This is a genomic window from Streptomyces yangpuensis, assembly GCF_024666385.1.
Taxonomy (GTDB): Bacteria; Actinomycetota; Actinomycetes; order Streptomycetales; family Streptomycetaceae; genus Streptomyces; species Streptomyces yangpuensis.
The window spans coordinates 3,860,998-3,872,941 of record NZ_CP102514.1; the positions used below are offsets into that span (position 1 = coordinate 3,860,998).

Annotated in this window: 14 protein-coding genes; 5 read left to right on the forward strand and 9 right to left on the reverse strand. The window is 73.2% G+C overall.

The genetic code is table 11. The features are described from left to right. Positions 1–317 precede the first annotated feature (317 nt). Entirely contained in the window at positions 318–2,405 is a 2,088-nt protein-coding gene (locus NRK68_RS17640; RefSeq protein WP_183066484.1) for a PhoX family protein, read from the forward strand. A gap of 74 nt (positions 2,406–2,479) precedes the next feature. Here the strand turns inward: NRK68_RS17640 and NRK68_RS17645 are convergent, their stop codons facing one another. The 4 genes from NRK68_RS17645 to NRK68_RS17660 form a co-directional block, all read right to left on the reverse strand. Further along, a complete protein-coding gene (locus NRK68_RS17645) occupies positions 2,480–3,748 on the reverse strand; it encodes a sensor histidine kinase (protein ID WP_257856185.1) in 1,269 nt (422 codons plus the stop codon). Beyond that, positions 3,736–4,437 carry a hypothetical protein gene (locus tag NRK68_RS17650; RefSeq protein WP_257856186.1) on the reverse strand — a complete coding sequence of 234 codons (702 nt, stop codon included), beginning with the start codon at positions 4,435–4,437 and terminating at the stop codon, positions 3,736–3,738. The genes NRK68_RS17645 and NRK68_RS17650 overlap by 13 nt, the downstream gene beginning before the upstream one ends. A 37-nt stretch (positions 4,438–4,474) precedes the next feature. After that, positions 4,475–6,469, reverse strand: coding sequence for an FUSC family protein (locus NRK68_RS17655; RefSeq protein WP_257856187.1), 1,995 nt, complete (start codon positions 6,467–6,469; stop codon positions 4,475–4,477). Positions 6,470–6,548: 79 nt separating this feature from the next. Continuing rightward, the gene (locus tag NRK68_RS17660) at positions 6,549–7,376 is read right to left on the reverse strand and encodes a hypothetical protein (protein WP_183066487.1); all 828 of its coding nucleotides are present in this window, start codon (positions 7,374–7,376) and stop codon (positions 6,549–6,551) included. A gap of 125 nt (positions 7,377–7,501) precedes the next feature. Here NRK68_RS17660 and NRK68_RS17665 point away from each other — a divergent pair, with 125 nt between their 5' ends. From NRK68_RS17665 to NRK68_RS17675, 3 genes are all read left to right on the forward strand, one after another. Further along, a complete protein-coding gene (locus tag NRK68_RS17665) occupies positions 7,502–7,981 on the forward strand; it encodes an RrF2 family transcriptional regulator (RefSeq protein WP_257856188.1) in 480 nt (159 codons plus the stop codon). Positions 7,982–8,084: 103 nt separating this feature from the next. Then, positions 8,085–8,483 (forward strand): RidA family protein, encoded by a 399-nt coding sequence (locus NRK68_RS17670; RefSeq protein WP_183066489.1) that lies wholly within the window; start codon positions 8,085–8,087, stop codon positions 8,481–8,483. Positions 8,484–8,608: 125 nt separating this feature from the next. Continuing rightward, positions 8,609–8,962, forward strand: coding sequence for a hypothetical protein (locus tag NRK68_RS17675; RefSeq protein ID WP_257856189.1), 354 nt, complete (start codon positions 8,609–8,611; stop codon positions 8,960–8,962). A 94-nt stretch (positions 8,963–9,056) separates the two neighbouring features. Here NRK68_RS17675 and NRK68_RS17680 read toward each other — a convergent pair whose 3' ends face one another. The 5 genes from NRK68_RS17680 to NRK68_RS17700 form a co-directional block, all read right to left on the reverse strand. Further along, entirely contained in the window at positions 9,057–9,227 is a 171-nt protein-coding gene (locus NRK68_RS17680; RefSeq protein ID WP_157879730.1) for a hypothetical protein, read from the reverse strand. A 57-nt stretch (positions 9,228–9,284) separates the two neighbouring features. Beyond that, positions 9,285–9,662: a hypothetical protein gene (locus tag NRK68_RS17685; protein ID WP_257856190.1), complete on the reverse strand. Its 378-nt coding sequence runs from the start codon at positions 9,660–9,662 to the stop codon at positions 9,285–9,287. Between the two features lie 103 nt (positions 9,663–9,765). Beyond that, positions 9,766–10,368 carry a class F sortase gene (locus NRK68_RS17690; RefSeq protein WP_183066492.1) on the reverse strand — a complete coding sequence of 201 codons (603 nt, stop codon included), beginning with the start codon at positions 10,366–10,368 and terminating at the stop codon, positions 9,766–9,768. 296 nt (positions 10,369–10,664) lie between these two features. Then, the gene (locus NRK68_RS17695) at positions 10,665–10,907 is read right to left on the reverse strand and encodes a hypothetical protein (RefSeq protein ID WP_030956595.1); all 243 of its coding nucleotides are present in this window, start codon (positions 10,905–10,907) and stop codon (positions 10,665–10,667) included. 165 nt (positions 10,908–11,072) lie between these two features. Then, a complete protein-coding gene (locus NRK68_RS17700) occupies positions 11,073–11,288 on the reverse strand; it encodes a CbtB domain-containing protein (protein WP_183066493.1) in 216 nt (71 codons plus the stop codon). Positions 11,289–11,476: 188 nt separating this feature from the next. On the opposite strand from NRK68_RS17700, the gene NRK68_RS17705 reads away from it, so the two are divergent. Beyond that, positions 11,477–11,941, forward strand: a complete 465-nt coding sequence (locus tag NRK68_RS17705) for a histidine phosphatase family protein (protein WP_183066494.1) — start codon at positions 11,477–11,479, stop codon at positions 11,939–11,941. The last annotated feature ends 3 nt before the right edge of the window (positions 11,942–11,944 follow it).

Genomic DNA, 11,944 nt, shown 5'->3' on the forward strand with positions numbered 1-11,944 from the left:
CGCAACAAGCTCCGAATACCCATGGGCCAGGCCTTTCGCATGAGTGCGTGCGTCATTTGTCCGTGCTGCGCGGTTGATCCCTGCCCAGAGTGGACACGTAAGGTTATCGGCCGCCCGGCTGGATCTTCGGCAGGGGCACCTTTCGTGGCGCCCGCCTCCCAGGGGCTCTCGGACCGTTCCCGAACTGCCGCTCCGACGTGCCGGGTTCACCCATCGTTCATCCCAGCGCCGCCGCTTCGGCGCAACCCGGGCCTACCGTCGCGGCTGGATCGTCCCGACACGTTGTCGGCGCCCACGCAGCTACTCGGAGGACACTCGTGCGCAAGCTCCTGCCGTTCATCGGCAACCCGCATGGCAGCGGCCGGTCCGCTCTCACCTGTCGTTACCGCTGTGGTGACGCCTGCTTCCACGAGGTGCCCAACACCAGCGACAACGAGTACGCGGGCGACGTCATAGCCCGCGCCTACTCCCGCCGCTCGATGCTGCGCTCCGCCGCCGTCGTGACCGTCGCCACCGCCGCCGGCTCCGCGGTCGCGCTCGGCACCCCGGGGCAGACCGCCAACGCCGCCCCCGGCGCCGACGCCGCGGCCGCCGGTGCGGGCAAGGGCGGCGAGGCCGCCCGGGGCCTGCGCTTCAAGGCCGTCGCGCCGAACACCGACGACAAGGTCACCGTCCCCGAGGGCCACGAGCAGAACGTGGTCATCCGCTGGGGCGACCCGATCATCAAGGGTGCCCCGGGCTTCAACCCCGACAAGCAGACCGCCGCCGCGCAGGCCGGTCAGTTCGGCTACAACAACGACTTCCTGAGCCTTCTCCCGCTCGGCGGGGACTACGAGCGCCAGCAGCTCCTCGTGGCCAACCACGAGTACACGGACGAAGTCCTGATGTTCAAGGGCTACGACCCGGCCAACCCGACCCGTGAGCAGGTCGAGATCGCCTGGGCCGCGCACGGCCTGTCCGTGGTCGTCGTCCAGGAGGACCACCGCAGCGGCAAGCTGACCGCCGTCACCCGCCACCAGCTCAACCGCCGTCTGACGGCCACCAGCGAGTTCCGGATGGCCGGCCCGGCCGCGGGCGGCGCCCTGCTGAAGACCTCCGTCGACCCCTCCGGCACCAAGGTGCTCGGCACCCTCAACAACTGCGCCGGCGGCACCACCCCGTGGGGCACCACCCTCCACGGCGAGGAGAACTTCAACCAGTACTTCGGCAACGCCGGCCAGGTCACCGACCCCACCGCCGCCGCCCGCCTGAAGCGCTACGGCGTGACCTCCGGCGCCACCGAGCGCAAGTGGGAGCGCTTCGACAAGCGCTTCGACGTGGCCCAGGAGCCCAACGAGTCGCACCGCTTCGGCTGGGTCGTCGAGCTCGACCCGTACGACCCGAACTCCGTCCCGCGCAAGCGCACCGCGCTGGGCCGCTTCAAGCACGAGGCCGCGCAGCCCCGTCTGACCGAGGACGGCCGTCCGGTCGTCTACATGGGCGACGACGAGCGCTTCGACTACTTCTACAAGTTCGTCTCGTCGAAGCGGATGAAGAAGGGCAATTCGCGCGCGGCGAAGGAGCACAACCTCACGCTGCTCGACGAGGGCACCCTCTACGTCGCCAAGCTCACCGGTGACACCCCGGCCGCCGAGCTCGACGGCACCGGCAAGCTCCCCTCCGACGGCGAGTTCGACGGCTCCGGCGTCTGGATCAAGCTGGCCACCGGCAACGTCTCGCACGTCGAGGGCATGACCGCCGAGGAGGTGTACGTCTTCACGCGCCAGGCCGCCGACAAGGTGGGCGCCACCAAGATGGACCGCCCCGAGGACGTCGAGCCGTCCCCGCGCACCGGCCGCGTCTACGTCGCGCTGACCAACAACACCGACCGCGGCAAGCCCGGCAAGGAAGGCGCCACCGAGGCCAACCCGCGCAACCTGAACAAGCACGGCCAGATCCTGGAGCTCGCCGAGAACTTCGACGACCCGGCCGGTGACGGTTTCGCCTGGCGGCTCTTCCTCGTCGCCGGCGACCCGAACGACCCGGCGACCTACTTCGCCGGCTTCCCGAAGGACAAGGTCAGTCCGATCTCCTGCCCGGACAACGTGGCCTTCGACCCGCACGGCAACCTGTGGATCTCCACCGACGGCAACCAGCTCGGCTCCCACGACGGCCTGTTCGGCGTCGCGACGTCGGGCGAGCGCCGGGGCGAGCTGAAGCAGTTCCTCACCGTGCCGCGCGGCGCCGAGACCTGCGGCCCGCTGATCCAGGACAAGCGTGTCCTGGTGGCCGTCCAGCACCCGGGCGAGATCGACGGCGCCTCCGTCGAGAAGCCGCAGTCGGTGTGGCCCGACGGCCCCGGCAAGCTCGTCCGTCCGGCCGTCGTCTCGGTCTGGCGCAAGGACGGAAAGAACATCGGCGTCTGATCCATGGCCTGTTGGGCCGTGTTTCACGTGAAACATCCCTCATGTGAAACACGGCCCGCATCGCCCCGGATCGGTCAACTTCCGTCCGGCAGACGTCCGACGGGAAGCCTGAGCGTCGTCAACGCGCCTCCGTCCGGGGCGTTGGCGAAGCTCAGCGCGATCTCCAGGACCGCCGCCTGGCCCGCCACGATCGTCAGCCCCAGTCCGTGGCCGCGCCCCCGTCCGGGGTCTCCGGTGCGGAAGCGCTGCGGGCCCTGCTCGATCAGCTCCGGCGGGTAGCCGGGCCCGTGGTCGCGGACCGTCACCACCGGCCCGTCCACGGTCACCTCGATCGGTGGCCGGCCGTGCTTGTGGGCGTTGACCAGCAGGTTGGTCAGGATGCGGTCCAGGCGCCGCCGGTCGGTGAGCACCGCGGCGTCGCGGATCACCCGTACCGAGACGGCGGGCCCGGCTCCCGCCACGGCCCGTTCCACCGCCCGGCCGAGCTCCACCCGGGCGAGATCGGCCCGCTCCACGCCCGATTCCAGCCGGGAGATCTCCAGCAGGTCCTCGGTGAGCAGGTGCAGGGCCTTCAGCCGGTCGTTGATCATCTCCTTGGGGCGGCCCTCGGGCAGCAGGGCCGCCGCGGCCAGGGAGCCGGTGAGCGGGGTCCGCAGCTCGTGCGCCACGTCCGCGGTGAAGCGCTTCTCGGCCTCCAGCCGTTCCTGGAGCGATCCGGCCATCAGGTCCAGGGCCTGCGCCACGTCCCGTACCTCGTCCCGGTCCCGGGAGCGGCGGCCCGCCCGCCGCTCGTCGGCCCGGGAGGGGAATCCCACGCGGGCGTCCAGGTCCCCGGCGCTGATCCGGCGGGCCACGGCGGCGGTGGTCGCCAGCCGCCGGCTGATCCGGTCGGCGAGGAAGAGGCCGGCCAGCGCCACCACACCGGCGGCCAGCGCGGCGGAGGCGAGGATCGCGGTGTCGATGTCCCGCAACCGGTTGCGGGTGCCCTCGAACGGGATCCAGACGGCGAGGGCCTGCCGGTCCGCGGGGGCCGCGGCCCACATGACGGGTTTGCCGTTCAGCGAGCCGACCATGCTGCCGGTGTCGCCGCGGGCGACCAGGTCGCGCAGCGGGCGGGGCAGCTGGGGCGGGTCGAGGACGATGTTCACGTCGCCGTGGGTGGTGCCGTACTCGTAGTGGCTGAGGGCGTGCTCCAGGGCGGTGTCCGCGTCCTTGCGGACCTCGCCGACGATCTGCCGGGCGACCACGTTGTGCACCAGGACCCCGAGGGCGGCGGCCACCATGCAGCACACCGCCGTGGTGGTCAGGGCGATCTTCCAGCGCAGGCTGCTCAGCGCGTGCATCGCTGCGCGTCCGGGCTGGGCGGGACGCCGGTGAGGGAGGCGCAGTCGTCGAGGGTGAGCTGGCTGAGGTTCATGATCCCGGCCTTCGGGTCCCACACGTAGTCGGAGACGGCGACGTAGGCGGGATTCGATGTCGGTTCGCGGACCGCCAGATGCTCGGCGGCCACTTCCACTCCCTCCAGCACCGCCCGCTGGGTGAGGATCCGGGCGATCCTGCCGTCGTCCTGGACGGTGTAGACGCGCAGTTCGCTGAGCCGGCCGTCGAGGTCCAGGGCGGTGATCAGCTCCTCCCGGCCGTTGCCCGTCAGGTCGTGGTAGACCGCGGGGCGCACCGGGCAGTCGGGGCCGCCGTCCACAGCCTGTGTACAGAGCGCGATGCGCCGGACGGCCCGGGGGTCGACGAGCCGGCCCGTGCCGCCGTCCTGTTCGGTGGCGGAGGTGACGTCGGCGCGTACGACGCTCACCGGGTTCACCCCGCGCATGCTCAGGTCCGCGACCTCGGGCAGGCCCGGGACGACGGTGGCCGTGCCCGGTTTCTGGGCGGGGTCGGGCGGAGCGGGGCGGAAGTCCTTCCACAGGCTCTGCGGGGCGTGCACCGTGCCCAGGTCACCCTCGCTCTGCAGCCCCTCCACGTCGGCGCACCCCGCCAGGGTGAGGACGAGGGCCAGGACGGCCGGGGCGCGGTACATGCTCCGATGCTCCCCCGTCCGGTCCCGCCCGGCCCGGTCAGCGCTCCGGCTGGGTGATGGCCCGGGCCGCCGCGAGCTCCTGGTGGACGGGGGCCAGGACGCCCGATCCGTCGCCCGTCGGCTCGCCCTCGACGCGTACCGGGGTGGTGCTGCTGCGGACGCGGCCGGCCAGTTCGCGCAACTGCCGGGCGAGCCCGGCCACCTCCTCGGCGGGCGGGGGCGGGGCGCCGTGGTTGACGCGGACCCGGGCGGCGGTGGAGGCGTCCACGATCCGTTCCACGGCGACGACCAGCGGCCACCACGCGGCGGCCCGGGTGCCGGTCGGCGGCGGCTCGGTCAGTGCCCGCTGGAACTCGCTGCGTACGCCGGACAGGTCGCGGTAGAGCCGCCGCCGGGCCTGGAGCCGGGCGGTCCGCGCCGCCGCGAGGGCGGCGTCGTCGGCGGCCGGTGCGAAGGCCCGCTCCAGATAGCGGGCGGCGTCGTCGACGGTGTCGGCGAGCCGGTCCCCGATCCGGGTGTGCCAGCTCTCGGGCCACAGCAGGTATCCGGCGGTCAGGGTGATTGCGCAGCCGATCAGGCTGTCCAGCAGCCGGGGGCGGATCAGGTCGAAGCCCTGGTGGTTGAGCAGGTCCGAGAGCAGCAGGATCACCGGGGTGATCGCGGCTGTCTGGAAGGCGTACCCCTTGGCGGAGAAGACCGGGATCAGGGCGCCGAGCACCATGATCACCGGTACGTCCCACCAGCCGCGCGGTACCTCGGCGAGCACGGCGGCGGCGACGACCAGCCCGAGCGCGGTGCCGAGCGCGCGCAGCAGGGCCCGGGAGAACACCGAGCCGAAGTCGGGCTTGAGCACGAAGGTGACGGTCAGCGCGATCCAGTAGGACCGCTCGACCTCGACGACCGACACCAGCGACTGCGCGAGGCCGATGCAGAGGGCGAGCCGCAGTCCGTAGCGCCAGGAGGCCTCGGACAGCATCATGTCGCGCACCGCCCGCTTCGCACGCACCCTGAGAGCGGCGGGCCGGCCGAGGCGGTCGTCCACGTTGGACGGGTCCGGTTCGGCGAGGTGCACGACGGTCGCGGCGTGGCGCAGCGCCGTGTCGAGGGCCCGCTCCGCGGGGGTGCCGGCGGCGGGCAGGTCCAGGACGGGTGTCCCGGTGCGGCCCTCCTCGACGGCCGCGGCGAGCTCCCGTACGGCGGCGGGGATCGCGGGGGGCAGCGGCCGGCCGCGCAGGTGTGCGGCGGGCGCGGCCTCCACCAGCGGGATCACCACGTTGAGCTGGGCGAGCATGCGGACGAGCGACTGACTGCGCCCGTGCACCCGGGCCCGGCGGCCCAGGAGCAGGTCGTAGGCCTGGTTGAGTTCCCGCGTGACCCGGCGGCGCCGCTCGTCGTAGAGGTCGGCGGGGCCTCCGGCGGCCTCCAGCGTGTCCGCCAGGGCCCGGTAGGTGGCGGCGACCGCCTCCCGTTCGGGCCGGCGGCCGCGCAGGGGCCAGCCCAGCAGGGTCAGTGCGAGGACGAACAGCCCGCCCGCGCCCAGCAGCAGCGGGGCCGTCCACCAGGGCTGCGGCATCGGGAGTCCGGCGCCGACCACGGCGTTGAGCAGGAGCAGCAGCCCGGACACGGAGGCGACCGTGCCGATGGAGGAGATCATCCCGGAGATCAGGGCGATGAGGGTGAGCACGCCGACGGCCACCCAGCCGTGGCCGTAGACGAGGGTGCCCAGGGCCACGCCGACAGCGCCGAAGAGCTGCGGCACGGCGATGTTCAGGACGCGCATCCGGTAGGCGTCGGCGGTGTCGCCGATGACCCCGGACAGGGCGCCCATGGAGGCGAGCGCGCCGTACTCGGGCTCGTCCAGGGCGAAGCCGACGGCGAGCGGGACGGACAGCGCGACCGCCGCCCGTGCCGCGGCGGCCCAGGGGACGGGCGCGGTGGTCGGCCGCAGCCCTTCGAGCAGCCAGGCGGGCGGAGCCAGCGGATGGTGCCGGGCTCGCCGCGACGATATGTGTTCGGTGCGTTCGGTGCTCATTCCGCTTCCGTGCCGCCGCTCGCGAATCGGTTCTTCTGCGCTCTTCTGCGTCGTTCTGCGCGTGTTGTACCTTCCGAGCTTATGGGGTGCGGCGTAGTCGTCCCGTCACCCATGCCGCCAGGGCCGCCGCGAGCCCGATCAGCAGCACGGCCCAGGCGGTGGTCCGCAGGAACGCGGTGAGGGCGTCGTACACCGCTCCGGCCGCGGCCCGGTCGATGTCGGCGGGCAGGTCGTCCAGGGTGAGGCGGCGGCACACCTCCACCGTGAGCCACAGCAGTCCGGCCCCCGCCGCCAGGCCCAGTCCGGTGGCGATGACGGCACGCCGCCGGTGGACGGCCACCGCGATGGCCGACACGGCCAGGACCAGGGTCAGGACGGGGAGCCAGACGCCGGCGATCTGGAGCATGCGGAACCCCTTCCGGAGGGCGCCGAGGTTGTCGTACTCCATGACCTCCACCGACAGCCGCGTCACGGGGATGCGGTCCGCGAAGGGCACCTGGTCGGAGACGAGTTCGCTCTTGATCCGGTCGATGACGGGCGCGAGGTCGATGGTGACGGCGTTGCCGTGTCCGGTGGTGAGCGCGTCGAGGAAGGCGGCGTGGGCGGCGCGGTTGGCCGCGTCCCAGGCCGTCCGGTAGGCGGGGGTGTCGGCGAAGGAGTGCAGGGCCTCGCCGAGCAGGGCGTCCACGCCCGCCTGGAAGGGGCCCGCGTCGATCTGCCCGGTGAGGGCGCGGGCGGTCCGGGTGACGACGACCTCCCGCACGGCCGGGTCCTCGGCGAGCGGGGACATGGCCGCGGTGTAGCGGTCGGCGTCGCCCAGCTCGCGGTCGGCCCAGTACGCGACGGCGCTCGCGGGCACGAGAAGGGTCACGAGCACGATGAGAACCGCCGACAGGATGCTGCGCACGTCACCAGGGAAAGCGGGGACGGGCCGCGGCGCGAGCGGTGTTGCTGCGGTCGGGTGGTGGGCCCCCGGACGGCGTGGGATCCTTGCCTTCCCTATCCTGGATATCTAATATCCAGAATATGAGGATGAGCGAGGGCGTCGAGTGGGCGCTGCACAGCTGCGTCAACCTGGCCTGGAGCGGACCGGACCGCGCGGTGTCGGCGGCGCGGCTCGCCGCCTGGCACGACCTGCCCGCGGCCTATCTCAACAAGCAGCTGCAGGCGCTGGCCCGGGCGGGCATCCTCACCTCCAGCCCCGGACCGCGCGGCGGCTTCCGGCTGGCCCGGCCGCTCGCCGCCGTCTCGCTCATGGACGTGGTCGCCGCCGTCGAGGGGCCCGAAGAGGCCTTCCGGTGCGCGGAGATCCGCCGGCGGGGGCCCGGCGCGGACGGGCCGACGGCCGAGGGCGCCGCCGCCGACTGCGCCATCGCGCACGCCATGAGCCGGGCCGAACTGGCCTGGCGCAAGGCGCTCGCGGCCCAGAACCTCGACGAGATCCGGCAGCAGGCCGAACGGCAGGCCCCCGAGGCCCCGCAGCGGCTGCGCGCCTGGCTCGCCGCGCAGTAGCAGCGAGTACCGCCCGTACGGACGCGGGCACGGGCACGGACGCCGGCACAGGCACGGACGCCGGCACAGGCACGGACATGGACACGGAAGCAGGGAGCTCGGCATGACGCGCAGCATCATCAACCCCGCAGGACTCCACACCCCCACCGGCTACGGCTACAGCCACATCGTCTCCGCCCCCGGCGAACAGGTCTTCATAGCCGGCCAGTACGGCTCCGACGAGAGCGGCCACGTCGTCTCCGACGACTTCGCCGACCAGGTGGAACGGGCCTTCGCCAACCTCCGCACCGCGCTCGCCGCAGCCGGCCTCGGCCCCGCCGACGTGGTCCGCGTCGGCACCTACATCGTCGATCACGACCAGCGGAAGCTGGAGGTGCTCCTGAAGCACCTGCACGCCACCTGGGGCACCGGACTTCCCGCGCAGACCCTCATCGGGGTCGCCGCCCTGGCCCTGCCCGGCATGCTCTTCGAGATCGACGCCGTGGCGGTGCGCACGCCCTGAGAGCCGGTCCGCTGATCCACTTGCCGGGCGGAGGCGGCGGGTGTGCCCTGGAGGATGGGAGAGAGGAGCCCGTCATGGCACATGCGGCACACGCTGCCCCTCGGCGGCACCGGCAGATGGCGGACATGACCCACTTGAGCAAGGGCGCCTATGTGAGGCCACTGCTCCTCGGACTGGTCTACGGCGTCTGGTGCGCGTTCATCGAGCGCCAGGAGGGCCCGGTCACCGCGGCCAACGTCTTCTACGGGATCCTGTGCGGCGTGATCTTCGCGGCGATCATGTTCGGTCTCGCCAGGGTCGGCCCGCGGATGATGCGCGAAGTCCACGCCACCGCCTACGGGGCCTTCGGCGGTATCGCCGTGGGCTACCTGCACAGCCTCACCGACCAGTCGATCCTGACATCCGTCGTGATCGGTCTTGCGGTCGCCGTGGGCGTCGGCGCCGTCGCCTTCTACCGCTACTACACGCACGAGGACTGAGCGGGGCCGCACGGCCGGGCTCGCAGCGGCGCCGGTGCCCCCGCCCCCCGATCCGGGGCGGGGGCACCGGCGCCGTTCCCTGTCCGCGCGGCTGCTACGCGGCCGAGCCGCCGGCCGCGGTCCGCTGCGGATCACCTTCGTCCTCCACGGACGGGGCCGGGGTCTTCGGCGGGGCGGTCGGCTCTGCCTTGCGTACGGGCGGCGCGAAGCGGGTGACCTCGGCGCGGAGCATGGCGTTCAGTGCGGCGTACGGGTCGATGGGCATGGCGGAACCTCACGGTGCTCAGGGGGGTGTGGGGGATGCGCTGGGGACCTGGTCCGCTCAGCAGCGCAGCACCACACTCCGCACCGTCCGCAGGGACAAGGCCGGTTCGGCCGCCTCCGCGCGGGGCCCGCGGCCCGGGGCGCCGCTCTGTTTCACGTGAAACAGAGCGAGCGGGGTCCGCTGCACACAGGCCGGCCCGCGCGCGGTCGCACGGACGGCCGTGCGTGCCTCGGGATCGGCCGCCGGATCGGACTGGCCCTCCGCGGGCTCGGCGGGCTCCACGGGAGCGGTGGGCTCCGCGGGGGCCGAGGAGGCCGGGCGGTGCTCCGCGGCGGCCGCTCCGGCCGGACCGGCACCGAACACGCACAGCAGCACGACGCAGGCCGCGGTGAGCGCCCTCGTCAGTGCCGTGCGTGCGTGTCGCCTCCAGGTCATGCGAGGGGTGTGCCCCGCCACGCCGGAAGACTCCCGTACGGACCCCCAGAAGCCGCCGACCGGGGGACGAAGACACCCCCCACGGCTGACAGCCCGCCAGGTGTCAACTGCTGCTGCGGTGTCCCGTCAGCCGGGCCAGTACGGCGGTCTCCCCGCCGATCACCCGCAGTTGGGCGCGGCCGGGGGGCTCATCGAGCTCCGTCACCCTGCCGGGCGAGATCCCTACGACCGTGAACACGGCCGTACGGCGGTCCGCGCGCGGGATCTCGATGGTCCGGCCCCGGCGCAACTCCCCCAGCCGCAGGCCCGTTCCGGTGACCACCGCCGTTCCGGCGGCGCCCGGCGCCGGTCCTCCGGAGTCCCAGGCGGCCTCCTCGCGGTCCCCGCCGAACGGCACGTCGACGCCCAGACTCGGGATGCGCAACCGCAGCGGCCGGGCGGCCCGCAGGGGCCCGGAGACCGTTCTCAGCGGCTCGGCGGCGGCCACCCTGCGCGGCCGGGTCACCTCACCGGGGCCGTGCGCACCGGACTGTTCCAGCTCCCGTACCAGACGGCGGTGGCCGGAGAGTCCCAGAGCCCGCGAGGGCAGTGCGTCGTCGGTGCCGGCGGCAGCGGGCGTGCCGCCCTCGGTCCGCTGCAACACCACGACGGTGGTGGACAGCAGCGCCACCGTCAGAGAGGCGACGACCCACTTGGCGCGGGGCATGGGATTCCCTCCTGTCCGGCTCGTGCGGCCGGGTCATGTGAGCAGTGGACACTTCCTCTGCCCATCGGCACACCGTGAAACACGAGAGACTGACATGGGGTCACGGGCGTGTCGTCGCACGTTCGGGGAGTTTTCGCAGTTCGCGCCGGTCGGGCGCACCGGACGCCGGGGGCGGCGCGGATACGCCCGAACGGGTGAGGGCCCGGCGGCACCGGGTGGGAGCCCGACGGAGCGGGGGGAGGGCCCGGAGGCACCGGGGGAGCGCCGGCGGAGCCCGGCGGCCTGGCCCGCAGCGGTCACATGACGACAGCCGCCGTGCCCGCCCCCATGAGCGCGGCGGCCAGGTGCATGGCCGGATGGCCGTAGTCGCCGTACCAGAGGTGGCGGGCCAGGCCGCCGAGCGCGGCCAGCGCGGCGATGATGCCGATCTGGCCGAACAGCGTGATGGCGCAGCAGGGGGCCAGGAGCAGCAGGAAGGAATTCAGCCAGAAGGGTGCGGCACCCGTCCAGCCCCGCCATTCCCTGATCGCCGTTGCCATGGACCATCGGCCTTTCATCGTCAACTTGTGGGCTGCAAAGCCTCCTTGGGTGCGGGAGCGCACACAAGGGCCCGGTCGGCTAGAAAACGGAAGGCCAGGCCGAAAGTCGTCCCCACGGTGGTCCGGACGCCCGGGACACCGGAGGGCGGTGGTGCGGGAAGCGGATCAGTGGCAGGGGAACCCGAGCAGGTGGCGGCCGTCGTGCACCCACTCGTGGATGGTCTCGCCCTCGAAGAGGGCGGTGGCGCCCTGCTCGGCGCCGACGAAGTAGAGCAGGACGAGCATCAGGACGCCGGCGAACACCGCCCAGGGGGCGAGCACGGAGAGCGAGATGGGGGTGAGGGTGGGGGCGTTCGTCGTGGGCACGGCGGAGTCGGCCATTGCAGAACCTCCAGAGGGAACACGCGTCCCGGTCAGTGGTGCGCTCGACGACGGTGGCGGGTCTGACTCGCCTCCCCCACGGGAGGATTCACAGTGGCGCGACCGTGCCGGATTCTCACCGGTGCTTCCGCCGTACCGTCGTCATGGACTTGTCTCGTTCGTGACGGTACCGCGCTTAGGCTCCCCTTATGAAGAGTCAGTCGGTGCGCGTCCACCTCGTGCGCCCCCCACTGGACCCGGCCGCCCGCCAGGGCCGCTTCGGCCACCCGCGGCCGTGTCCCGGCCACGAGGGCCTGCGCGGGCCGGACACCGGGGAGTGGGCCGGCCGCACCCTGGACGAGGTGGCCGCGCAGGCACCGCAGGCCCTGCACGCGTGGCTGACGGACCCCGGGTACGCGCCACCGGGCGGAGAGTCCGTGGACGCGCTGATCGGCCGCGTCGGGGCGGAGCTGGCCGGCCTGGCGCCGGGCACGTACCGCTTCGAGGTCGACCAGGCCGTCGTACGGGCGGCCGTGGTGCACGCCCTGGAGCTGCCGGCGGCGGCCTTCTGGCGCCTCGACGTCCGGCCGGAGTGGGTGACCACCCTGACCGGACGGGCCGGGCGCTGGAACCTGCTCGTGGGCCGGCCGCAGGAGGAGCTGCCCGACGCGTAGCGC